This is a genomic window from Mesorhizobium dulcispinae (assembly GCF_033977345.1).
Classification (GTDB): domain Bacteria; phylum Pseudomonadota; class Alphaproteobacteria; order Rhizobiales; family Rhizobiaceae; genus Mesorhizobium; species Mesorhizobium dulcispinae.
Genome location: NZ_JAVIIY010000002.1, coordinates 387,487 through 410,055, shown reverse-complemented (window position 1 = coordinate 410,055; position 22,569 = coordinate 387,487). Strand labels below are relative to the sequence as shown.

Below are 22,569 nucleotides of genomic sequence, written 5' to 3'. Positions count from 1 at the left end.
AAGGCCAGCGCGCGGCTTTGCGCTTGTCTCGCCGGGCTGTTTGCACTAGCGAAGTTGCTCACCAAATTATGCGTCTACGCATAACCGCGACTTCTAGATACGCAGGCCTCCATGAGCATCATCGATACCCGCACGCCCGACCCGAAACGCCTGATCGCCGGCGCCACCGGCGACTGGGAAATCATCATCGGTCTCGAAGTGCATGCGCAAGTGACGTCCGAGGCAAAGCTCTTCTCCGGCGCGTCGACCTCTTTCGGCGCGGCGCCCAATGCCAATGTCAGCCTGGTCGACGCAGCAATGCCCGGTATGCTGCCGGTGATCAACGAGGAATGCGTCAAGCAGGCGATCCGCACCGGGTTGGGCTTGAAGGCCGCGATCAACCACAAGTCGGTCTTCGACCGGAAGAACTACTTCTATCCGGACCTGCCGCAGGGCTACCAGATCTCGCAGTACAAGCAGCCGATCGTCGGCGAGGGCAAGGTGATCGTCTCCGTCGGGCCGGATCGGCAGGGCGAGTTCGAGGACATCGAGGTCGGCATCGAGCGCCTGCATCTGGAACAGGATGCCGGCAAGTCGATGCACGACCAGCATCCGACCATGTCCCATGTCGACCTCAACCGGTCCGGCGTGGCGCTGATGGAGATCGTCTCCAAGCCCGACATGCGCTCCGCCGACGAGGCCAAGGCCTATGTCAGCAAGCTGCGCACCATCATGCGCTATCTCGGCACCTGCGACGGCAACATGGACGAGGGCTCGCTGCGCGCCGACGTCAACGTTTCGGTGCGCCGCCCGGGTGGCGCCTTCGGCACGCGCTGCGAGATCAAGAACGTCAACTCGATCCGCTTCATCGGCCAGGCCATCGAATCCGAGGCGCGTCGGCAGATCGCCATCCTGGAAGACGGCGGCGCGATCGAGCAGGAGACCCGCCTGTTCGATCCGAACAAGGGCGAGACGCGCTCGATGCGCTCCAAGGAAGAGGCGCATGACTACCGCTACTTCCCGGATCCCGACTTGCTGCCGCTGGAATTCGACCAGGCCTATGTCGATGATCTGGCGCAGCATCTGCCGGAACTGCCGGACGACAAGAAGGCGCGGCTGATCGGCTCGCTCGGCCTCTCGACCTACGACGCCTCGGTATTGGTGTCGGAAAAGCCGGTCGCCGATTATTTCGAGAAGGTGGCCTCGGGGCGCGACGGCAAGCTTGCCGCCAACTGGGTCATCAACGACCTGTTGGGTGCTCTCAACAAGGCCGGTAAAGATATTGAAAGCGCTCCGGTTTCGCCCGATCAGTTGGGCGCCGTCATCGATCTCATCAAGGAAGGCACCATCTCCGGCAAGATCGCCAAGGACCTGTTCGAGATCGTCTGGAACGAGGGCGGCGATCCGCGCCAGCTTGTCGAAAGCCGCGGCATGAAGCAGGTGACCGACACCGGCGCCATCGAGAAGGCAGTCGACGAGGTCATCGCCGCAAACCCGGACAAGGTCGAGCAGGCGCGTGCCAAGCCGACCATGGCCGGCTGGTTCGTCGGCCAGGTGATGAAGGCGACTGGCGGCAAGGCGAACCCGCAGGCGGTCAACGAGCTGGTCAAGGCCAAGCTCGGCATCGAGGGTTAGCGATGTTTGTGCGGACGGCGAGCGAACGCGATCTCGCTGCCGTCCGTGCGTTGCTGGTCGAGACGTGGCATGCCACTTATGATGCCGTCTATGGCGCCAGGCGGGTCGCTGAAATCACGGACGACTGGCACTCGATCGCCTCGCTCAGGGCGCGGCTGACGCGCCCCAATTCGGAATTCCTGGTCGCCGACGATGGCAAGCGCATCGGCGGCATGGCTTTCGCTTCTGCCACCACGGACCCGAAAATCGTCCTCTTGAACCAGCTCTACGTGCATCCGGACTGTCAGCGGCAAGGGATCGGCCGATTGTTGCTCGACGAGGTCGAGGCCAGCTTCCCGGAAGCGCGGACGCTGCGTCTGGAAGTGGAAGAGGTGAATGCTCCGGCGATCGCCTTCTACGAGGCGAATGGGTTCCGGCCGACGGGCAGGACAGCGGATTGTGGCGGCGGTTCGGGGATATCGGCGCTGATCTTGGAGAAGTGGCTGGCGTAGGTCGTCCGGCGGTTGTGTCCGGCTGCGCTGCACCCTTTGGATTGATCGTATCCTTCAGTCAGGCGGAAGGGATTTCCACATTGTCGATCAGCCTGGTGGTGCCGAGCCAGACCGCCGCGAGCAGGCGGCCGTTGCGGTCGCGCCGCCAGGAGCCGAGCGTCACGGCCTCCCGCGCGGCGACGTAGTCGACCTTTCGGAAACCCGCCCGGACGAGCGCTTCCGCGGCATCGCTCGTGATCCTTGCCTCATCCGCGCCGGAGGCCAGTTCCGCCGCGGTTTGACGCAAAACCGCGTTGAGCTTGCGCGCGATGGCGAGCTCGGCCTCGCCGAGATAGGCGTTGCGGGACGACATGGCGAGGCCATGCGCGTCGCGCACCGTCGGCGCGCCGATGATCTCGACCGGCAGATCGAGGTCGCCGCAAAGCTGCCTGACAACGCAAAGCTGCTGATAATCCTTCTCGCCGAACACTGCGCAGTCGGGCGCGGCCTGCAGGAAAAGCTTGGCCACCACCGTGGCGACGCCGTCGAAGAAGGTCGGCCGGAAATCCGTTTCCAGGCCGGAGGAAGGCCCGCCGACCGAGATTTTGGTGGCAAAGCCGGGCCGGTACATTTCCGCCACGCTCGGCGTGAAGGCGAGATGCGCGCCTGCTTCCCGCAGCCTGTCGAGATCGCGGGCCAATTGGCGCGGATATTTGTCCAGGTCCTCGGTCGGCGCGAACTGCCTCGGATTGACGAAGATCGAGACGACGCAGCGTGCAGCCCGTTCGAGCGCGATCCTGACCAGCGAGATGTGGCCGTCATGAAGGGCGCCCATGGTCGGCACCATGGCGATCGTGAGGCCATCCCGGCGCCACTCCCGGATCTGCGCGCGAAGCGCCGCGACGCTGTCGACAACGATTGGTCCGCTCATGCCTGGTCCTTGCCCGATGCCGCCGAAAAGACGTGATCCTGCCCAGGAAATGCGCGGCTGCGCACCTCGGCGGCGTAACGCGCCGCCGCATTCGCAATGGTGTCGCGCAGGTTCGCGTATTCCTTGACGAATTTCGGCACCCGGTCGACGGTCATGCCGATCATGTCGTCGATGACCAGGATCTGGCCGTCGCAGTCGCCGCTGGCGCCGATGCCGATGGTCGGGATCGCGATATGGCGGGTGAGGTCGGAAGCCACGGCCTCCACCGTGCCCTCGATGACCACCGAGAAGGCGCCGGCCTTTTCGACCGCTTCGGCGTCACGAAAGAGAGCGGCAATGTTTTCCTCGGTCCGGCCCTTGATCTTGTAGCCGCCATCCTTTTCCACGGATTGCGGCTGCAGGCCGATATGGCCCATAACCGGTATGCCTTCGGCGACAATCGCCGCGATCTGCGCGGCTACGGCGACGCCGCCCTCGAGCTTCACCGCCTGGCACCCGGTCTCGCCGACGATGCGCCTTGCCGAGGCGACGGCCTCCGCCGGGGAGGCCTCGTAGCTGCCCGCGGGCATGTCGACGACGACGCAGGCTTTTGTCGAGCCGCGCATCACCGCCTGTCCATGCACGATCATCATCTCCAGCGAGGCGCCGAGCGTCGTGGCATGGCCATGCAGCACCATGGCGACGCTGTCGCCGACCAGAAGCAGATCGACATGCGGATCGAGCATGCGGGCTATCGGATAAGTATAGGCGGTGAGGCAGACAATCGGCACGCCCCCTTTCCGGCGGCGAATGTCTTCGGCGCCGATCCGATTGCCGGTGGATCGTTCTGGGGCCAATCGTCACCTCCCTCAACCGGCGCGGGCCAAGCGCCCGCTTGCTTTAGAAACACAGGCAACGCTTGGCAAGCCGAGGTGGCGACATCTCCGCGCGTGTATCGATTAATGCATGTCGCGCAAAAGTGTGCAGCGGTTTTGCGAGAACGACATGCATAAAAACAAAACTAAAGCGCGTCGCCTGAATCGGTTTCAGTGCGACGCGCTTTAGCGCACGAAGCATTTACATCGCGGGCACGGCAAAACCCTTGCCTTCGCGATGACCTGACGCCATAAGCAGGAAACAGCGCGGCCGCTGCCGCCACGAGGATTTGGATGAAGACTTTCCTGCTGCAGTTTTTCACCTGGTGGAACAGCCAGACGCTGGGCACGCGCTTCCACACCTGGCGCTTCGGCAAGAAGGTCGGCGAGGACGAAGCCGGCAACGTCTACTACGAAGGCGGCATCGATTCGGAAGGCCGCACCCGCCGCTGGGTCATCTATCGCGACTATTCCGAAGCCTCGAAGATTCCCCCCGGCTGGCATGGCTGGATCCATCATCGCGTCGATACGCCGCCCTCGAGCGAGAGCTACAAGGCTCGCGAGTGGCAGAAGCCGCATCGGCCGAACCTCACTGGAACGCCCGGCGCCTATCGCCCGCAGGGTTCCATCCTGACCAATCAGCATCGCCCGCAGGTGACCGGCGACTACGACGCCTGGACGCCCGGTTCGTAACTGCGTTTTTCGGTCCTTTGTCGCCACAATTGGCGTTTAGCTGCTTGCTGATATCGCAGCCATAACTAGCCTTGGGCGATTGAAAGAATCACCCGGGCGCAACCACCGGTATCCTTGCATGAGCTTCTTCGAGCAATTCCAGGAAAAGTGCGCAGCGGTTTTCCGTCCGGAATTGCGTGCAACGGCTCTGATCCGCCTTTCGACGGGACTGTTCGCGGCAGCGTCCGTTCTGGCCGCCTCGACACCCACGTTCGCCGCTGCCCAGGCGCCGGCGGCGCCCGCGGTCTCCGACCGCATCACCAACCCGGTCGCCGAATTCGCCGGCATCGACAAGATCACCGGCCGCATCATCACCTTCGACGTCTATATCGACGAGACCGTGCAGTTCGGCGCCCTGCAGGTGACGCCGCGCGTCTGCTACTCGCGGCCCGAGACCGAACAGCCGAAGACCGATTCCTTCGTCGAGGTCGACGAGATCACGCTCGACCGCAAGATCCGCCGCATCTTCACCGGCTGGATGTTCGCCGAAAGCCCCGGCCTCAACGCTGTCGAGCACGCCGTCTATGACGTCTGGCTGAAAGGCTGCAAGCAGAAGTCGGACGTGCCGCCGCCGACCGCCGCCAAGGCCGACACGGGCAAGCCGAAGACGAATGCCGCCAAGCCGAAGGCGCCTGCGCCCGAGCAGCCGGCCGAAGCTGCGCCGGAGCCGGACGCAGCGCCCTCAGCGGACGGTGCCGACACCACGGACCAGAACTGACCCGGAACCCTCGTTTTCGCTATCCGTTGGTAGACGGCGATAGCGACGGGAGGTTTCGATGGCAAAGATCAGGCCGATCACCGCCAGCAAGAAAGAGCTTCTCGATATCGAGAAAGGGTTCTGGACCGGCGATTCCCATTACTTCGTGGCCCATGCGGACGTGGAGTGCCTCGTCGCCTTTCCGGAGATGGCGAAGGCGATGACCAATGCCGAGTTGGCCGGGACCGCGAGCAAGCCCAATCGCTGGCGCGATCTCGACATCCGGCTGAAAGGCATGGTCGAGCCAGGCAGCGATATCGTCATGCTTACCTATGAGGCTCAAGCGACGCGGGAAAACGGCGAGCCCTATGCGGCTCTCGTCAGTACCGGCTACGTCCATCGTGCCGACGGATGGAAGATGATGTTCCACGCCCAGACGCCGATCGAGACATCAGCCAGCGCCTGACGGCTTTGGACGCTAGGGATAAAAAATCGCGTCGCCCTTCAAGGCCTCAGCCAGCATCTTCTCGTACCGGCTGCGCGGCACGTCGATTGCGCCGAAGCGCTTGAGGTGCTCGGTGGTGAACTGCGTGTCGAGCAGTGCGAAGCGGCGTCCGTTCAGCCGCTCGACGAGATAATAGAGGCAGGTCTTCGAGGCGTCGGTTTCCCGGGCGAACATGCTTTCGCCGAAGAAGACGCGCCCGAGCGAAACGCCATAGAGGCCGCCGACCAATCGGCCCTCGCGCCACGCCTCGACGGAATGGCAGTGGCCCAGCCGGTGGAGCTCGACATAGGCTTCGCGGATCGGCGCATTGATCCAGGTCGAGCGGCGCTCGTCGCGCTTTTCGGCGCAGCCGTCGATCGTCGCCTCGAAATCGAAATCGTAGCGGATGTCGAAAGGATGCCTGCGGATCGTCTTCTTCAGGCTGCGCGGCGTGTGAAAACCGTCGAGCGGAATGATGCCGCGCGTTTCCGGCCGCACCCAGAATACTTCCGGGTCGGTCGCGCTCTCGGCCATCGGGAATACGCCCGACGCATAGGCTTTCAGCAGCAGGTCGGTCGGAATGCGATAGCCGGGCGCGTACGGACGAGTCATTGCGCCATTATAACCGCAAGAGCCTAATGCATGTCGCCCAAAAGTGCGCAGCGGTTTTGGGGGAACGACATGCATCAAAACAAAGACTTAAAGCGCGTCGCGATCTTTCAGATCCGCTCCATGCGCTTTAGGTTAGGTTTTTGATTTTCACGCATGCCTTTGCCCCGAACCGGTTCCCGTTTTCGGGAGGCATGCTTTAATCCTCCTTGGCCAGATATTCTTCCAGCCAGTGGATGTCGTAGTCGCCATTGGCGATATCCGGATTGCCGACGAGATCGCGGAACAGCGGCAGCGTCGTCTTGATGCCGTCGACGACGAATTCGTCGAGCGCCCGGCGCAGCCGCATCATGCATTCGACGCGGTTGCGCCCATGCACGATCAGCTTGCCGATCAGGCTGTCGTAATAGGGCGGGATCCTGTAGCCGGAATAGACGCCGGAATCGACGCGGATGCCGAGGCCGCCGGGCGTGTGGAAATGCGTGATCGTGCCGGGCGAAGGCGTGAAGGTGCGCGGATCCTCGGCATTGATGCGGCACTCGATGGCGTGGCCGTTGAACTTGATGTCTTCCTGCCTGACCGACAGCCCGCCGCCGGAGGCGACGCGGATCTGCTCATGCACGAGGTCGATGCCGGTGATCGCTTCGGTCACCGGATGCTCGACCTGCAGGCGGGTGTTCATCTCGATGAAATAGAATTCGCCGTTCTCATAGAGGAATTCGATGGTGCCGGCGCCGGAATAGCCGAGATCGGCGATCGCCTTGGCGCAGATGCCGCCGATGCGCGCACGCTCCTCGGCATTGAGGGCGGGGGAGTTGGCCTCTTCCCACACCTTCTGATGGCGGCGCTGCAGCGAGCAGTCGCGCTCGCCGAAATGCACGCCGTGGCCGGCACCGTCGCCGAAAACCTGCAGTTCGATATGGCGCGGCTTCTCCAGATATTTCTCGATGTAGACGGCGTCGTCGCCGAAGGCGGCGCCGGCTTCGGATTTTGCCGTCTGCAGCGCCACCTCGAGGTCGGCTTCCGTGCGAGCCACCTTCATGCCGCGGCCGCCGCCGCCAGCCGAAGCCTTGATGATGACCGGATAGCCGATCTCGGCGGCAACGCGTTTCGCTTCCTTGTCGTCGCTGATCGCGCCGTCGGAACCGGGCACCACCGGAATGCCAAGCCGCTTTGCCGTGCGCTTGGCCTCGATCTTGTCGCCCATGATGCGGATATGGTCGCCCGACGGGCCGATGAAGGTGATGTTGTGGGCGGCGAGGATATCGGCGAACTTGGCGTTTTCCGACAGGAAGCCGTAGCCCGGATGCACGGCGTCGGCGCCGGTGATCTCGCAGGCGGCGACGATCTGATGGATGTTGAGATAGCTTTCGCGCGACGGCGGCGGGCCGATGCAGACGCTCTCGTCGGCAAGCCGCACATGCATGGCGTCGGAATCGGCCGTCGAATGGACCACCACCGTCTGGATGCCGAGCTCCTTGCAGGCGCGCAGCACCCGGAGCGCGATTTCGCCGCGATTGGCGATGAGGATTTTTTGGAACATCTGCCGCTGTTCCCGGCTCTACTCGATGACCACGAGCGGCATGCCGTATTCGACCGGCTGGGCGTCCTCGATCAGGATCGCCGTCACCGTGCCGGCGCGCGGCGAGGGAATCTGGTTCATCGTCTTCATCGCTTCGATGATGAGCAGCGTCTGGCCTTCCTTCACTGTCTGGCCGATCTCGACGAACGGCTTGGCGTCGGGCGACGGCGCCAGATAGGCGGTGCCGACCATCGGCGAGGGCACGGCGTTCTTGGCAGGATCGGCTGCCGCCGCCGGGACAGCCGCCGCCGGCGCGGCAACCGCGGCGGCGGGCATGGGAAGCGGAGCGGCGACCGCGTGGACGGCCTGCGACTGGCGCGACACGCGCACCTTCAGGTCGCCGAGCTCGACCTCGATCTCGGTCAGGTTGGTGTCGTTCAGTATGCCCGCCAGATCGCGGATCAGCTGCTGGTCAACACCGTTCTTCTTTATCGACATTTTCGAGCCTTCTGTTTGGGAGCCGGTCACAGGCGTGCCGCCAGTGCCTGCAGCGCAAGCGTGTAGCCGAGTGGCCCGAACCCGCAGATCATGCCGACAGCGACCGGCGAGACCATGGAGACGTGGCGGAAAGGCTCCCGCGCGTGGATATTGGAAAGATGGACTTCAGCGACGGGCAGCGGCGCGATGGCTCGGATGGCGTCGTGGATGGCGATCGAGGTGTGGCTGTAGGCGCCAGGATTGATGACGATGCCGGCGGCCTTGTCGCCGGCCTCCTGGATCCAGTCGACGAGGTCGCCCTCATGATTGGACTGGCGAAAATCGATCTCCAGCCCGAGCGCCGCGCCCGCGGCCTTGCAATCCTCGGCGATGGCGGCAAGCGTCTTGCCGCCATAGATGCCCGGCTCGCGCTTGCCGAGCGCATTGAGATTGGGACCGTTCAGGACGAAAATCGTTTTCAATATGCCGACCTCTTCGGCGCTCGGCCACCAGCCGGCGCGCCGGACCTCTATAATGGGCATAGCCGCCGGCGAAAAGAGCGCAAGTGCGTTCTTTCGCTGTCCACAACAGGCGGAAAACCCGCCTGTTGTCGCAACCCGTAACGAACTATAGCGCGCTCTTGGCCTGCTCGATCTTTTCCGCCAGGACCTGCTGTCCGAGCGCGCCGAACACTACCTCGTTGCCGACCACATAGGACGGCGTGCCGGTGATCGACAGTTTGGTGGCGAGATCGTAGGTCCGCGAGAGCGCCTCGTTGATGCTCGGATCCTTCATCTTCTCGCGCAGCTTCGCCTCGTCGGCGCCGAGCGAAAGCGCGACCTTCATGGCGGTCGATTCGGTGGCGCGGCCCTGGCCGCCGAGCAGCGCGGTGTGGAACTCGCCGTATTTCTCCGGCATCATCAAGTGGAAGGCCATCGAGACCACGCTGGCCTTTTGTGAATCGGGGCTGAGGATCGGGAATTCCTTGAGCACGAAGCGCAGATCCGGATCGGCCTTGGTCAGCGCCTTCATGTCTTCGATGGCGCGTTTGCAGAAGCCGCAATTGTAGTCATAGAACTCGACGATGGTGACCTTGCCCTTGGGGTTGCCGACGACGCCGTCGAAGGTGGAATTGAAGATCTCGTCCTTCGCGTCCTTGATGACGCCGAGCGCGGCGAGCCGCTGCTCTTCCTTCTGCTTGGCCTCGAGCGCGTCCTGAACCTCGAGCAGGACCTCCGGATTCTTCAAGAGATAGTCGCGGATGATGCCTTCGACCTCCTTGCGGTCGATCTTGGTGTCGGCGGAGGCCAGTTGGATGGCCTGCGTCGTGTCGGCTTTCGCGGCCTGCGGGCTTCCTGCCACGAAGCCGAATGCCAGCATGCCGAGCGCTACCGCCACGCCGGCGCTGCCGAGCAGGATTGCCTTGTTCATGATTATGTCCTTCTGCCTGTCCCGGTCTCTCTAGTCGCCGCGCACGGCCGGGAGGTTCATTTGAGTTTGTTCGATGGCGTGTAGTTTATGATATCCTGCGCGCGAAGCCAGCCTGGCTCGCCGCGCTTCAGCTTCTGTTGAGCGCGCATGGCGAAGATCTTCGCATTCTTGTAGTCGGCCGAATAGAAATGGCCTTCGGCGGTCGCGAGATCGGCAGCCGGGATTTGCCCCAATTCGCCATAGGCTTGCGCCAGGTAGCGATAGGCTTCCGCATTCTCCTTGTCGCGGCCGATTCCGTTGTTGAGCTGCGTCACCGCCTTCTTTACCGAATCCGGCGTGCCGACCGCCATCAGCGCCTGCCCCAGCGAGACCATCAGCAGCCCGGATCGCGCCGGATCGAGGCTGACGGCCTTGGCATAGGCATCCGCGGCATCCTTGGGCTTGTTGACCTTCATCAGGATGTCGCCGCGCAATTCCTGGAAATACGGGTTCTTCGGCTGTTCCTTGATCAGTGCCGCCGTCTTGGTCAGCGCTGCGCCCGGATTGCCATAGAGATAGGTCTGCTGCGCGTCGCCATAGCGCGAGGCGATGCCGGTAGGGTTCTTGCGCATCAGCCGCGCCACGGCCGCCTGGCCCTGCATATAGGCGGCGATCTTGATGCGCATCATGTCATGCCGCTGCTGCAGCGCCGGCGGGTCGACCTGGTTGACGTACGGGCTCGCCTTGACCAGCACTTCGAGGTTGGCGATGCGCTCCTGCGGCATCGGATGGCTGATCCGGTAGGGATCGAGCTGGGTGCCCGACAGCGACAGCGCACTCTGGAAGCGGGCGAAGGTCTTCAGCATACCCATGCCGGACTGGCCGGTGGCGTTGAGATAGGTGATCGCCGAGCGGTCGGCGGTGATTTCTTCGCCGCGCTGATAGGCAAGGATGCTGCGCTGTGCCATCTCGCCGCCGCCGGCGGCAACGCCCATGCCCGCGCCGGCAAGGCCGCGGCTTTTGGTGGTGGCGCCTGCGACCATCGCGCCCGCACCGAGCAGCGTGGCGATGATGGCCATGGTCTTGGCGCGGTCGAGTTGGTCGCGCAGCTTCTGCTGATGGCCGCCTGCGATATGGCCGGCTTCGTGCGCGATGACGCCGATGATCTCGTTCGGCGTTTCGGCCGTCACCAGCGCGCCGGTGTTGATGAACAGGCGGCGGCCCGTCACGAAGGCGTTGAAACTCTGGTCGTTGACGAGAACGATATCGATGCCGTCATTGGCGAGGCCTGCCGCCTTGAAGATCGGCCGGGCATAGTCGCGCACCAATGCTTCGATCTCGGCGTCGCGCACCACAGGCACGCCTTGCGCGAAAGCGTTCACGGAGGCGGATACCGCGACTGCGGCTGCAAGCAGGAGTGTCGCGAATCCGCGCGCGGTTCGCCCTATCGCGGTCGATCTGTCAATCATCGTTCGGGGTCGGCTCCACATGACAGGTCCACTGGTAGACGAGCGGGCGAAGGATGAAAAGTCGGCGCCGATAACTTCCTGCGCGCTTGTGATCCCCACATCAATCGGGCATTTGTGCGGCGCTGCCGTCGAACCGCGGCAGCTCCAAGGCAAGCGAGCGTTGCTTTGCCTGTGGATTTTTGCCAACCAAAGGCAGGCTGAAAGAGGTCAGATGGTCGTTTCGCTTTCACGCCGCGGCGAGGTCGAGCCGTTCCACGCCATGGATATTCTGGCCGAAGCCAACCGGCTGAAGGCCACCGGCGTTCCCGTGGTGTCGATGGCGGTCGGCCAGCCGTCGGATCCGGCGCCGGCCGGCGTCCGCGAAGCCGCGGCCCTGGCTCTAAAGCACGGCCGCATCGGTTATACCGACGCTCTGGGCCTGGCGGAGCTGCGCAAGGCGATCGCCGCGCACTATGGCGAGCATTACGGGATCGATGTCGCGCCGGCCCGTATCGCCGTCACCACCGGCTCGTCCGCTGCCTTCAACCTGGCTTTCCTGGCGATGTTCGATCCCGGCGACCGCGTCGCCATCGCGGCGCCCGGCTATCCCGCCTATCGCAACATCATGGCCGCGCTCGGCATCGAGATTGTTGAGATCGAGCTTGGATCGGACGCCTATCTGCACGCCGAACACCTGAAGAACGCGCATCGCGACAAGCCGTTGAAAGGCGTGCTGTTTGCCAGCCCGGCCAATCCGACCGGCGCGGTGATCCCGGCGGACGAGCTTGCGGCGCTGGTAAAGACGGCCGAGGAGCTTGGCATCGCGGTGATTTCTGACGAGATCTACCACCGGCTGGCCTATGCCGCGCCCGATGTCAGCGCATTGGCCTATGGCGCCGGCGTGACGGTGATCAACTCGTTTTCGAAATACTACTGCATGACCGGCTGGCGCATCGGCTGGATGGTGCTGCCGGAAGAGCTGGTGCGGCCGGTCGAGCGCATCGCCCAGAGTCTCTACATCTCGCCGCCGGAGCTGTCGCAGATTGCGGCGATCGAAGCCTTCAAGGCCACGCAAGAGCTAGAAGCGGTGAAGGCGCGCTACGCCTGGAACCGCGACCTTTTGATGAAGCGGCTGCCGGAGCTCGGCTTTGCGCTCGCCGCACCGATGGACGGCGCATTCTATGCCTTCTGCGACGTCACCCGGCACACCAATGACAGCATGGCCTTCGCGCGCAAGATGCTGGCCGAGGCGCATGTGGCGGCCACGCCCGGCCGCGACTTCGATCCGCTGCAGGGCCACCGCACCATGCGCTTTTCCTATGCCGGCAGCCACGATGACATGGTCGAGGCGCTGGCGCGCATCGAACGCTGGCTGAAATAGCGCCATGCCGGAACTCGAACAAGCGTTGGCCGAAGTGGCGGCCGAAATGGCGGAGCGCAGCGATCGCGGCAATGTCGCCACCTACATCCCGCAACTCGGCAAGGTCGATCCGCAGAAATTCGGCATTGCCGCCGTGACCAATGACGGGCGCGTCATCCTTGCCGGCGATGCCGATCAGCCGTTTTCGATCCAGAGCGTCTCGAAGGTGTTCACCCTCACGTTGGCGCTGGGCAAGGTCGGCGACGCGCTGTGGCAGCGCGTCGGCCGCGAGCCCTCAGGCAACCCGTTCAATTCGATCGTCCAGCTGGAGCATGAGAACGGCATTCCACGCAATCCGTTCATCAATGCCGGGGCGATCGTCGTCTCCGACGTCCTGCTTGCCGGCCATCAGCCGCGCGAGGCGATCGGCGAGATCCTGCGCTTCGTCCAGTTCCTGGCCGACGACGATACGATCATCATCGACCGCGAGGTCGCGGCTTCCGAGCGCGCCACCGGCTACCGCAATTTCGCTCTGGCCAACTACATGAAATCCTTTGGCAATCTCCATCACGAACCGGAGCTGGCCTTGGGCGTCTACTTTCATCATTGCGCCATCGCCATGAGCTGCCGGCAACTCGCCATGGCCGGCCGCTTCCTCGCCAACGGCGGCCGGAATCCGGCGACGGGGCATTCGGTCGTGTCGACCGAGCGGGCGCGCCGCATCGGCGCGCTGATGCTGACCTGCGGCCACTATGACGGCTCCGGCGACTTCGCCTTCCGCGTCGGCATTCCGGGAAAGAGCGGCGTCGGCGGCGGCATCCTTGGCATCGTGCCGGGCGTTGCCTCGCTCGCCGTCTGGTCGCCCGGCCTCAACGAGAACGGCAACTCCAAGCTCGGCTCGATCGCGCTTGAGAAGCTCGCCAGGATGATGAACTGGTCGATCTTCGCGCCTTGAACCGCGGGTTCTGCCACCCAGACCGGAAGTGCCTGAAAACGAAAAATCCCGCGCCGGATAGCGCGGGATTTTGTTAAAAGATCAACCTAAACGGCTGAAAATCTTAGAAAAAGCCTTTCCGCTGCCACCAGCCGGCGCGCTTCGGCTTTTCTTCGGTCTTGGCCTCGTCGCTGACGCTGGACGAAACGACGGGGACGACCGGCGCGTCGATCGACTGGGGCTTGCGCCGCGTCGGATGCGCATTGACAGGCACCGCGGCCTCAGCCGGAGCAGAAGCGGCGACTGCCAGCTCCGGTTCGGCGGCCACGGGTTCGGCGTTCACGGGTTCAGCGGAAGATTCCGCCGCCGGCTCGGGCGCTTTCTCGGCGACCGTCTCCTCGGCGGCCTTCTTTGCTCGCGAACGGCGCGGCTTCTTCGGCTTCTCGGTCTCTGGAGCATCGTCATTGGCGGGCGAGGGCGCGGCCTGCCCCTCGGCTACCGCGACCGGCGGCGCGCCTTCGGGAGCTTCGACGTCCGTTACTTCGCCTTCGAGACCATCGCCGGTGTCGGCATCGGCGGCGATTTCGCCTTCCTCGCGGCGATTGCGCTTGCCGCCGCGCTTGCCGCGGCGGCGCTTCTTGCCCTGACCTTCTTCGGCCGCTTCCACCTCGGCCGGTGCTTCAGCCGTCACCTCGGCCGTTGCTTCGCCTGGCGTCGCCGCGGCATCCGCCGGCGCGGGGGCCGAAACGGCATCGCCAGGGGCCTGGTGTTCACGGTCGCGATCCTTGCCGCCGCGCCGACGCCGGCGCTTGCGGCGCTTGCGGCCGCCTTCGCCATCCTCGGACCGCAGCTGGTGCTGTCCCTGCTGCGCATGGCGCGGCTGTTCGGCCTGGACCGAGACCTCTTCTTCTTCCTCGACGACGATCTCGTCCTCGGGCTCTTCCGGCTCGACATAAGTCGGCAGGCTGCGCACCTCGACAAAGCCTTCCGGCTTCTCCGCCACCGAGCCGCGGAAGATCGCGTAGTGCTGCGCACCCAGCGTCTCGTCGGCTTCGAGCGTGATGGTCAGGCCGAAGCGGGCCTCGAGCTCGACCAGGTTGGCGCGCTTGTGGTTGAGCACATAGAGCGCGGTCGCGGCCGGCGTGCGCACGATGATATGGCTGCGCGAATCCTTGAGCAGGAACTCCTCGATTGCCCGCACCACCATCAGCGCCACCGAAGAGTCGGAACGCACATGGCCGGTGCCGCCGCAATGCGGGCAGGGCTTCATCGTCGATTCCAGCACGCTGGCGCGGATACGCTGGCGCGACATCTCCATCAGGCCGAAATGCGAGATGCGGCCGACCTGGATGCGGGCACGATCGTTCTTGAGGTGATCCTTCAGCCGCTTTTCGACGGAGCGGTTGTTGCGGTTCTCCTCCATGTCGATGAAGTCGATGACGATCAGGCCGGCAAGGTCGCGCAGCCTCAGCTGCCGGGCGACTTCCTCGGCGGCCTCCAGATTGGTGTGGAGCGCGGTGTCCTCGATCGAATGCTCCTTGGTGGAGCGGCCGGAGTTGACGTCGATCGAGACCAGCGCCTCGGTCTGGTTGATGATGATGTAGCCGCCGCTCTTCAGCGTCACCTGCGGCTGCAGCATGCGGTCGAGCTGCGCCTCGATACCGTTGCGCACGAAGATCGGCGTTGTGTCGCGATAGGGCTGCACCACCTTGGCATGGCTCGGCATCAGCATGCGCATGAAGTCCTTGGCCTCGCGATAGCCGTCGTCGCCGGAGACCAGGATCTCGTCGATGTCCTTGTTATAGAGATCGCGCACCGAGCGCTTGATCAGGCTGCCTTCTTCATAGACCAGGGCAGGGGCCGTGGACTGCAGCGTCAGGCTGCGGACATTCTCCCAGAGCCGCATCAGATATTCGTAGTCGCGCTTGATCTCGGCCTTGGTGCGGCTTTCGCCGGCGGTGCGCAGGATCACGCCCATGCCCTGCGGCACCTCGAGGTCGGCGACGACCTCTTTCAGCCGCTTGCGGTCCTGGGCGTTGGTGATCTTGCGCGAGATGCCGCCGCCACGCGCGGTGTTCGGCATCAGCACCGAATAACGGCCGGCGAGCGAGAGATAGGTGGTCAGCGCCGCGCCCTTGTTGCCGCGCTCTTCCTTGACGACCTGGACCAGCAGGATCTGGCGGCGCTTGATGACCTCCTGGATCTTATACTGGCGGCGGACCGGCTTGCGGCGGTTGCGGACCTCTTCCAGAGCATCCTCGGCGCCGACCGATTCGATCTCGTGCTCGTCCGAATGCGCGGACGAAACCTCTTCGAGCATGCCGCGATCATTGTCGCTGGGGGCCGCTTCGCTGGCCGGAGCGACCTCGCTGTCGGATTCGGTCTGCGGCACCGCTTCCGAAATCACATCGGCGTCGACGCTTGCAGCCATTGAGCTAGGGCCGCCCTCGGACGGCTTGTTATCCGCATGCTCGGCGGCTTCGCTTTCGGCGGTCTCGCTGCTGGCCTCGGGAGCCTCGTGCTCGTCTTCGCCGGCTGCCTCGGTCACGGCCTCGACGGTCTCGGAGACTGTGTCGACGGCCTCCGTCGTGGCATCGGCTGCGTCGCCGGGCTCACTAACGGAAGCGCTGGAAGCCGCTATCTCTTCAGGGTTTTCGTTGGTTTCCTCGGAGCCGGCCGCATCGGCGCCGCGCTTCTGCTCGGCGCGGTCGCGGTTCCTGCCGCCGCGCCGACGGCTGCGGCGGCCGCCGCGATCGCGCGCCTGCTGCTCCTCGCCGCCCTCAGCCTCCTCGTCGTCCTCGTCCTCGGCCTCCTGCGCTTCGGCGCGCAGCAAGGCCTGACGGTCGGCGACCGGGATCTGGTAGTAGTCGGGGTGAATTTCACTGAAGGCGAGAAAACCGTGACGGTTGCCGCCATACTCGACAAAGGCTGCCTGAAGGGAAGGTTCGACGCGGGTTACGCGGGCGAGATAGATGTTTCCTTTGAGCTGCTTCTTGTCCTGGGATTCAAAGTCGAATTCTTCGATGCGGTTACCGCGAACGACAACAACGCGTGTTTCCTCCGGGTGGGAGGCGTCTATCAGCATCTTGTTGGGCATTATTTCGTTTCCTCCCGGCAGCCATCAGCCGCAGCTGGCGAGGCAGGCCCCGCCGCTTTGTGCCTGGATTTGTGTGGATGCCGGATAATTGACTGTCCGCCGGCCGGAGCTTCAACGCGATGGCGGTGCCGCCCGCAGCCACAATGGCGCGGTTCGATGCGGACCTTTCCATGATTGCGCTTGAAGCCATCGGCACCCAGCAGAACCTTTTGAACCAAAGCCCGGGCTTGGCCGGACCAGCTTATTTGCTCACACAGAGCCGGCACGGGACATCCCGGCCGTTTTCATCGCGCAGGTGATTCCCCCGCCACGGGAGCACGCCTGCGAAAATCGTCGCGATCACCTGAAACCTGGAAGCGCCTTCACATCTTACCCCTTGGGGGAAACTGCGGAGGCGGGCGGTTCCTGGATTGCAGTGATCCAATGTCGCTTTTATGATTTGGCGGGGTGGAAGGCAACCCCGATTTCGGATGCCGGCAAAAAGCGCTTCCGTTGGGGAAGATCGCGCTCCATCCACCGCTTGAAAAGGCTTGGTTAACCTTCTCTGGATACCAATCGTTAATCGAGTTGGCCGCCAGACAGGCCCATCTGCAAAACAAGCCGCCGCGAGGCGCGCCAAACCGGGAGCGACGGACAAAGAGATGGGACTGGCAGGCACCGCAGACAAGTGGCGTGGCGCCGCCGGGCATCTCCGGCTCATGGCAAGGGCCCTTTTCCTGCTGGCGATCCTGCTTGGCCTGACCTCCGCCTCGCGGGCCGACGGGCTTCTTGGCGCAACCGGCTACAAGATGGCCGGCGACGCCACCAAGATGCGGATCGTCATGACCTTCGATCACGAACCGGACCTGAAGTGGTTCCTGCTGCGCGGACCCAACCGCCTTGTCGTCGATCTGCCGCGCACGCGATTCGCCCTCAACGCAAAGGACGTGAAGCCGCGCGGCCTGGTGCGCGCCGTTCGCTACGGCGATCAGGGTGAGGGCTCGCGGCTGATCCTCACCGGCAGGGGGCCGTTCGCCGTCGACAAGCTCGATGTACTCAAGAATGACGACGGCAGCGGCTATCGCATCGCCATCGACATGTCGGCCGCGTCGGAACGCGAATTCGACGAGGCTTTGGCCAACCAGTCGCTGACGACCGGCTCGACCGTTTCCACCGACAAGGGTGGCCGCGTCGGCACCGGACCGGTCTCCGCGCCCGGGCATCGCTTCACCGTGGTCATCGATCCCGGCCATGGCGGTGTCGACGGCGGCGCGGAGAGCACGGGCGGCACGGTGGAGAAGAATGTTACGCTCGCCTTCGCCACGGAATTGCGCGACAAGCTGGCTGCTGTCGGCAAGTACGATGTGTACATGACGCGGGACAATGACGTGTACTTGCCGCTCGACGAACGCGTGCGCATCGCCCGCCAGCACGAAGCCGATCTTTTGATTTCCATCCATGCCGACACGATCGCCGTCAAGGGCCTCCGAGGCGCCACGGTCTACACATTCTCCGACAAGGCTTCCGATCCCGAGGCTCAGGCGCAGGCCGATCGCGAAAACCTGTCCGACCAGTTCGCCGGCATGAAGATCGAGGACGACAACAAGGAGGTCACTGACATCCTGATCGACTTGATCCGCCGAGAGACGCACGGCTTTTCGATGAGCTTCGCCCACACGCTGGTCGGCCAGCTGTCGACCAGCGTCGGCCTGATCAACAATCCGCAGCGCTCGGCGAGCTTCAAGGTGCTGAAGGCGCCGGACGTTCCCTCCGTGCTGGTCGAGCTTGGCTATCTCTCCAACAATAAGGACGAGGCGCAGCTGCTCAGCGCCGACTGGCGCGGCAAAGCGGCCCAGAGCATAACCAACGCCGTTGCCCTGTTTGCCGCGGCGAAGGCAGGAGCCAGGGCTGGTGGCTGACGGGGACTGCACCCGCCCACAACCTTGAGCCGTCACACAACCTAAAGCAGCGTTGCGCGACGACAACACGTGGCGTTATTATTGGCGGACCGAGTCCTGAAACTTCGCGCTGCCGTATTTTGTCCACATGGTCGCGACATGGGTTTTCCATTGCGGATTGGGACCGCCCCGTGAAGCTTGCGCGACTGTCGGCTTCGTTTAGGAAAATCCCGAACCTCGGACTGGAGCGGGCATGATTCGTCTCATCGGCTATTTCTTCGGCATCGGCACGACGCTGGCGCTGCTGGTCGCTGCCGGCCTTGCCATCTATATCAGCCATCTGACGAAGGACCTGCCCGACTACGAAGTCCTGGCCAAATACGAGCCGCCGGTGACGACGCGCATCCATGCCTCGGATGGCTCGCTGATGGCCGAATACGCCCGCGAGCGGCGCCTGTATCTGCCGATCCAGGCCATCCCGGACCGCGTCAAGGCCGCCTTCATGTCGGCCGAGGACAAGAACTTCTACAATCACCCCGGCATCGATATCACCGGCCTTGGCCGCGCCATCATCGTCAATCTGCAGAATTTCGGCTCCGGCAGGCGCCAGGTAGGCGCCTCGACGATCACCCAACAGGTGGCAAAGAACTTCCTGCTCACCTCCGACCAGACCTATGAGCGCAAGATCAAGGAGATGATCCTGGCCTTCCGCATCGAGCAGGCCTATTCGAAGGACCGCATCCTCGAGCTCTATCTTAACGAGATATTCTTCGGCTTCGGCGCCTACGGCGTTGCCGGCGCCGCGCTCACCTATTTCGACAAGTCGGTCAACGAACTCACAGTCGCAGAAGCCGCTTACCTCGCGTCGCTGCCCAAGGGCCCCAACAATTATCATCCCTTCAAGCATGCCGACCGGGCGCTCGAGCGCCGCAACTGGGTCATCGATCAGATGGTCGAGAACGGCTACGTCACGCGCGAGGAAGGCGCCAAGGCCAAGGCCGAGCCGCTCGGCGTAACGCCGCGCCGCAACGGCTCCTATCTGTTCGCCGGCGAGTTTTTCACCGAGGAGGTGCGCCGCCAGATCATCGCCCGCTACGGCGAGAACGCGCTCTATGAGGGCGGCCTGTCGGTGCGCACGACGCTCGATCCGAAGATTCAGTTGATCGCCCGCAAGTCGATGCAGAACGGGCTGCTGAAATACGACATGCTCCGCGGCTATCGCGGACCGGTGACCCATATCGACATTTCCGGCGACTGGGGCGTTCCGCTCGGTGCGGTCAAGGGGCTGGAGGACGTGCCGGAGTGGACGCTGGCCGTCGTGCTCGACAGTTCTGCCGATGGGCTGACCATCGGCATCCAGCCGGCGCGCCAGGTTTCTGGCGACCTCGTCAAGGACCGCGTTGAGGGAAGCGTCAGGAAGGACGACATGGGCTTCGCCATGCGCCATTTCGTCAACGGCAAGTCCGTCCGGGCGAAAGCGCCGGCGGAAGTGCTTGAGCCCGGCGACGTCATCTTCGTGCAGAAGAACGACGGCTCCGACAATACCTACAGTCTGCGCCAGGTGCCCGAGGTCGAAGGCGGCCTGGTCGCTATGGACCCGCATACCGGCCGCGTGCTGGCCATGGTCGGCGGCTTCTCCTACGCGCAGTCGGAGTTCAACCGCGCCACGCAGGCGATGCGCCAGCCCGGCTCCTCGTTCAAGCCGATCGTCTATTCGGCGGCACTCGACAACGGCTACACGCCGGCTTCCGTGATCATGGACGGCCCGATCACCATCCAGAGCGGCAACACGACCTGGACGCCGAAGAACTATGACGGCACGGTCGCCGGCCCGGCCACCTTGCGCTCGGGCATCGAGAAGTCGCGAAACCTGATGACGGTGCGGCTCGCCAACGACATGGGCATGAAGCTGGTCGTGGAATATGCCGAACGCTTCGGCGTCTACGATCATCTTGCGCCATACCTGCCGATGGCTCTGGGCTCCGGTGAGACGACGGTGATGCGCATGGTGTCCGCCTATTCGATCATGGCCAATGGCGGCAAGTCGATCAAACCGTCGCTGATCGACCGCATCCAGGATCGCTACGGCAAGACCGTGTTCAAGCAGGACGAACGCGGCTGCGAGGGCTGCAACGCCACCGAATGGAAGAACCAGGTCGAGCCGGAACTGGTCGACAATTCCGAGCAGGTGCTCGATCCGATGACCGCCTATCAGATCACTTCGATGATGGAAGGCGTGGTGCAGCGCGGCACCGGCGCCACCATCGCCGAGCTCGGCCGTCATATCGCCGGCAAGACCGGCACAACCAATGACGAGAAGGACGCCTGGTTCATCGGCTTCACGCCGAACCTCGTCGTCGGTCTCTACATGGGCTACGACACGCCGCGCGGCCTCGGCAAGGGCGCCACCGGCGGCGGCCTCGCCGCGCCGATCTTCAAGGACTTCATGCGCGTCGCGCTCGACGGCACGCCCAATGTCGACTTCCAGGTTCCGGAAGGCATGAAGCTGATCGCGATCAACCGCAAGACCGGCATGCGCGCGGCCGAGGGCGACCCCAACACCATCATCGAGGCGTTCAAGCCCGGCACCGGCCCGGCCGACAGCTATTGGGTCATCGGCATGGGCGCGGACGGCTCCAACGGTGCCGGCGGCGCTCTGTCGCCGCAGGCCAATCAGGCCATCCAGGACGGCGGCGGCGGGCTCTACTAGCAGCGTTTCAATTCGAAATGGGCCGGCTATCTTTTTGTTTGACCATGATCTTTTCCGAAAACCGGTATCCACTTTTCGGGATCATGGTCTAGCGGCCCATTTCGCTTTACAGGCGGCGGTGCCGTGCCTATGTATCGCGCCGACTCCGAAAAGAACGAGAAGAACAGGACAGAACGAAGACCCATGCGCGCGGAAACGCTCAACATTGTCGACGAGATCAGGCAGGCGATAACCCTGCTGAGGAGGCATCTTTGACTGGGATCAGGCCATCAAGCGGCTTGAGTACCTGAACTCGCGCGCCGAAGATTCCAGCCTCTGGAACGATCCTATCGAAGCCCAGAAGCTGATGCGGGAGCGCCAGAGCCTCGATGAAGGCATCGCGGCGGTCAAAGGGCTGACCCAGGCGCTCGATGACAATATCGGCCTGATCGAGCTTGGCGAGGAAGAGGGCGACGAGGGTGTCGTCGCCGAAGCCGAAGCGGCGCTGCGTTCGATGCAGGGCGAGGCCAAGGCCCGCCAGGTCGAGACCCTGCTGTCGGGTGAAGCCGACGCCAACGACACCTATCTGGAAATCCATGCCGGCGCCGGCGGCACCGAGAGCCAGGACTGGGCCTCGATGCTCTTGCGCATGTACACGCGCTGGGCCGAGCGGCGCCGCTTCAAGGTCGAGGTGCTGGAAGTCCATGAAGGCGAAGAGGCCGGCATCAAGTCGGCCACCGTGCTGATCAAGGGCCACAACGCCTATGGCTGGCTGAAGACGGAATCCGGCGTCCACCGCTTGGTGCGCATCTCGCCTTATGACAGCAACGCGCGCCGCCACACCTCCTTCGCCAGCGTTTGGGTCTATCCCGTCATCGACGACACGATCGAGATCAACGTTTCCGAGTCCGACGTGCGCATCGACACCTATCGTTCGTCCGGCTCGGGCGGTCAGCACGTCAACACGACCGACTCGGCGGTTCGCATCACCCATCTCGCGACCGGCATCGCGGTTGCCTGCCAGGCCGAACGCTCGCAGCACAAGAACCGGGCCAAGGCCTGGGAGATGCTGCGCTCCCGGCTCTACGAGGAAGAGCTGAAGAAGCGCGAGGCCGTGGCGAACGCAACCGAGGCGTCGAAAAGCGACATCGGCTGGGGCCACCAGATCCGATCTTATGTGCTGCAGCCCTATCAGCTGGTGAAGGATCTGCGCACCGGCGTCGAAAACACCAGCCCGTCAAGCGTGCTCGACGGCGACCTCGACGAGTTCATGGAGGCCTCGCTGTCGCATCGCATCGAGGGCGGCGCAGGCGAGGCGGTGGCCGACCTCGATTGATGCATGTCGCGCAAAACTGTGCAGCGGT

The 22,569-nt window shown here is 63.9% G+C and carries 19 protein-coding genes; 10 read left to right on the top strand and 9 right to left on the bottom strand.

Annotated features, from left to right (window positions below; translation table 11 throughout):
• Positions 1-111: 111 nt before the first annotated feature.
• Positions 112-1,614 carry an Asp-tRNA(Asn)/Glu-tRNA(Gln) amidotransferase subunit GatB gene (gene gatB, locus RFN30_RS06710; RefSeq protein WP_320261321.1) on the top strand — a complete coding sequence of 501 codons (1,503 nt, stop codon included), beginning with the start codon at positions 112-114 and terminating at the stop codon, positions 1,612-1,614.
• Between the two features lie 2 nt (positions 1,615-1,616).
• Complete coding sequence (locus tag RFN30_RS06705; protein WP_320261320.1) at positions 1,617-2,105, top strand: GNAT family N-acetyltransferase; 489 nt, start codon at positions 1,617-1,619, stop codon at positions 2,103-2,105.
• A gap of 58 nt (positions 2,106-2,163) precedes the next feature.
• On the opposite strand, the gene panC is transcribed toward RFN30_RS06705, so the two are convergent.
• The gene (gene panC, locus RFN30_RS06700; protein WP_320261319.1) at positions 2,164-3,015 is read right to left on the bottom strand and encodes a pantoate--beta-alanine ligase; all 852 of its coding nucleotides are present in this window, start codon (positions 3,013-3,015) and stop codon (positions 2,164-2,166) included.
• A complete protein-coding gene (gene panB, locus RFN30_RS06695; RefSeq protein ID WP_320261318.1) occupies positions 3,012-3,851 on the bottom strand; it encodes a 3-methyl-2-oxobutanoate hydroxymethyltransferase in 840 nt (279 codons plus the stop codon). Before panB ends, panC begins: the two co-directional genes overlap by 4 nt.
• Positions 3,852-4,163: 312 nt before the next feature.
• Here panB and RFN30_RS06690 point away from each other — a divergent pair, with 312 nt between their 5' ends.
• The 3 genes from RFN30_RS06690 (at position 4,164) to RFN30_RS06680 (ending at position 5,764) form a co-directional block, all read left to right on the top strand.
• Positions 4,164-4,562, top strand: a complete 399-nt coding sequence (locus RFN30_RS06690; RefSeq protein WP_320261317.1) for an NADH:ubiquinone oxidoreductase subunit NDUFA12 — start codon at positions 4,164-4,166, stop codon at positions 4,560-4,562.
• A 118-nt stretch (positions 4,563-4,680) separates the two neighbouring features.
• Positions 4,681-5,319 carry a DUF2155 domain-containing protein gene (locus RFN30_RS06685; protein WP_320261316.1) on the top strand — a complete coding sequence of 213 codons (639 nt, stop codon included), beginning with the start codon at positions 4,681-4,683 and terminating at the stop codon, positions 5,317-5,319.
• A gap of 58 nt (positions 5,320-5,377) precedes the next feature.
• Positions 5,378-5,764: a hypothetical protein gene (locus tag RFN30_RS06680; protein WP_320261315.1), complete on the top strand. Its 387-nt coding sequence runs from the start codon at positions 5,378-5,380 to the stop codon at positions 5,762-5,764.
• Positions 5,765-5,776: 12 nt separating this feature from the next.
• Here RFN30_RS06680 and aat read toward each other — a convergent pair whose 3' ends face one another.
• The 6 genes from aat to RFN30_RS06650 all read right to left on the bottom strand — a co-directional run bounded on the left by aat (position 5,777) and on the right by RFN30_RS06650 (position 11,290).
• Positions 5,777-6,394, bottom strand: a complete 618-nt coding sequence (gene aat, locus RFN30_RS06675; RefSeq protein WP_320261314.1) for a leucyl/phenylalanyl-tRNA--protein transferase — start codon at positions 6,392-6,394, stop codon at positions 5,777-5,779.
• A 196-nt stretch (positions 6,395-6,590) separates the two neighbouring features.
• Complete coding sequence (accC, locus tag RFN30_RS06670; protein WP_320261313.1) at positions 6,591-7,934, bottom strand: acetyl-CoA carboxylase biotin carboxylase subunit; 1,344 nt, start codon at positions 7,932-7,934, stop codon at positions 6,591-6,593.
• An 18-nt stretch (positions 7,935-7,952) separates the two neighbouring features.
• Positions 7,953-8,411 carry an acetyl-CoA carboxylase biotin carboxyl carrier protein gene (gene accB / locus RFN30_RS06665; protein WP_320261312.1) on the bottom strand — a complete coding sequence of 153 codons (459 nt, stop codon included), beginning with the start codon at positions 8,409-8,411 and terminating at the stop codon, positions 7,953-7,955.
• A gap of 26 nt (positions 8,412-8,437) precedes the next feature.
• The gene (gene aroQ, locus RFN30_RS06660; protein ID WP_149801995.1) at positions 8,438-8,872 is read right to left on the bottom strand and encodes a type II 3-dehydroquinate dehydratase; all 435 of its coding nucleotides are present in this window, start codon (positions 8,870-8,872) and stop codon (positions 8,438-8,440) included.
• A 145-nt stretch (positions 8,873-9,017) separates the two neighbouring features.
• Entirely contained in the window at positions 9,018-9,821 is an 804-nt protein-coding gene (locus tag RFN30_RS06655; RefSeq protein WP_320261311.1) for a DsbA family protein, read from the bottom strand.
• A gap of 56 nt (positions 9,822-9,877) precedes the next feature.
• Positions 9,878-11,290, bottom strand: coding sequence for a M48 family metalloprotease (locus RFN30_RS06650; RefSeq protein WP_320261310.1), 1,413 nt, complete (start codon positions 11,288-11,290; stop codon positions 9,878-9,880).
• A gap of 190 nt (positions 11,291-11,480) precedes the next feature.
• Here RFN30_RS06650 and RFN30_RS06645 point away from each other — a divergent pair, with 190 nt between their 5' ends.
• Positions 11,481-12,629: a pyridoxal phosphate-dependent aminotransferase gene (locus RFN30_RS06645; RefSeq protein WP_320261309.1), complete on the top strand. Its 1,149-nt coding sequence runs from the start codon at positions 11,481-11,483 to the stop codon at positions 12,627-12,629.
• Positions 12,630-12,633: 4 nt separating this feature from the next.
• Complete coding sequence (locus tag RFN30_RS06640) at positions 12,634-13,563, top strand: glutaminase (RefSeq protein ID WP_320261308.1); 930 nt, start codon at positions 12,634-12,636, stop codon at positions 13,561-13,563.
• Positions 13,564-13,666: 103 nt separating this feature from the next.
• On the opposite strand, the gene RFN30_RS06635 is transcribed toward RFN30_RS06640, so the two are convergent.
• Entirely contained in the window at positions 13,667-16,639 is a 2,973-nt protein-coding gene (locus RFN30_RS06635; protein WP_320261307.1) for an Rne/Rng family ribonuclease, read from the bottom strand.
• A gap of 641 nt (positions 16,640-17,280) precedes the next feature.
• Between RFN30_RS06635 and RFN30_RS06630 the strand changes: the two genes are divergently transcribed.
• From RFN30_RS06630 to prfB, 3 genes are all read left to right on the top strand, one after another.
• On the top strand, positions 17,281-18,537 hold the full coding sequence (locus RFN30_RS06630) for an N-acetylmuramoyl-L-alanine amidase (protein ID WP_320261305.1): 1,257 nt from the start codon (positions 17,281-17,283) through the stop codon (positions 18,535-18,537).
• 232 nt (positions 18,538-18,769) lie between these two features.
• Positions 18,770-21,226 carry a penicillin-binding protein 1A gene (locus RFN30_RS06625; RefSeq protein WP_320261304.1) on the top strand — a complete coding sequence of 819 codons (2,457 nt, stop codon included), beginning with the start codon at positions 18,770-18,772 and terminating at the stop codon, positions 21,224-21,226.
• Between the two features lie 183 nt (positions 21,227-21,409).
• A protein-coding gene (gene prfB / locus RFN30_RS06620; protein ID WP_320261303.1) for a peptide chain release factor 2 occupies positions 21,410-22,541 on the top strand; the annotation gives its coding sequence in 2 pieces (ribosomal slippage) (positions 21,410-21,475 and positions 21,477-22,541; 1,131 coding nt in all).
• Positions 22,542-22,569: the final 28 nt, after the last annotated feature.

Bases quoted from the DNA above. Each gene is read 5' to 3' on its own strand.
- gatB (WP_320261321.1), top strand. From the start codon at position 112: ATGAGCATCATCGATACCCGCACGCCCGACCCGAAACGCCTGATCGCC.
- RFN30_RS06705 (WP_320261320.1), top strand. From the start codon at position 1,617: ATGTTTGTGCGGACGGCGAGCGAACGCGATCTCGCTGCCGTCCGTGCG.
- panC (WP_320261319.1), bottom strand. From the start codon at position 3,015: ATGAGCGGACCAATCGTTGTCGACAGCGTCGCGGCGCTTCGCGCGCAG.
- RFN30_RS06690 (WP_320261317.1), top strand. From the start codon at position 4,164: ATGAAGACTTTCCTGCTGCAGTTTTTCACCTGGTGGAACAGCCAGACG.
- RFN30_RS06685 (WP_320261316.1), top strand. From the start codon at position 4,681: ATGAGCTTCTTCGAGCAATTCCAGGAAAAGTGCGCAGCGGTTTTCCGT.
- RFN30_RS06680 (WP_320261315.1), top strand. From the start codon at position 5,378: ATGGCAAAGATCAGGCCGATCACCGCCAGCAAGAAAGAGCTTCTCGAT.
- aat (WP_320261314.1), bottom strand. From the start codon at position 6,394: ATGACTCGTCCGTACGCGCCCGGCTATCGCATTCCGACCGACCTGCTG.
- accC (WP_320261313.1), bottom strand. From the start codon at position 7,934: ATGTTCCAAAAAATCCTCATCGCCAATCGCGGCGAAATCGCGCTCCGG.
- accB (WP_320261312.1), bottom strand. From the start codon at position 8,411: ATGTCGATAAAGAAGAACGGTGTTGACCAGCAGCTGATCCGCGATCTG.
- RFN30_RS06655 (WP_320261311.1), bottom strand. From the start codon at position 9,821: ATGAACAAGGCAATCCTGCTCGGCAGCGCCGGCGTGGCGGTAGCGCTC.
- RFN30_RS06650 (WP_320261310.1), bottom strand. From the start codon at position 11,290: ATGTGGAGCCGACCCCGAACGATGATTGACAGATCGACCGCGATAGGG.
- RFN30_RS06645 (WP_320261309.1), top strand. From the start codon at position 11,481: ATGGTCGTTTCGCTTTCACGCCGCGGCGAGGTCGAGCCGTTCCACGCC.
- RFN30_RS06640 (WP_320261308.1), top strand. From the start codon at position 12,634: ATGCCGGAACTCGAACAAGCGTTGGCCGAAGTGGCGGCCGAAATGGCG.
- RFN30_RS06635 (WP_320261307.1), bottom strand. From the start codon at position 16,639: ATGCCCAACAAGATGCTGATAGACGCCTCCCACCCGGAGGAAACACGC.
- RFN30_RS06630 (WP_320261305.1), top strand. From the start codon at position 17,281: ATGGGACTGGCAGGCACCGCAGACAAGTGGCGTGGCGCCGCCGGGCAT.
- RFN30_RS06625 (WP_320261304.1), top strand. From the start codon at position 18,770: ATGATTCGTCTCATCGGCTATTTCTTCGGCATCGGCACGACGCTGGCG.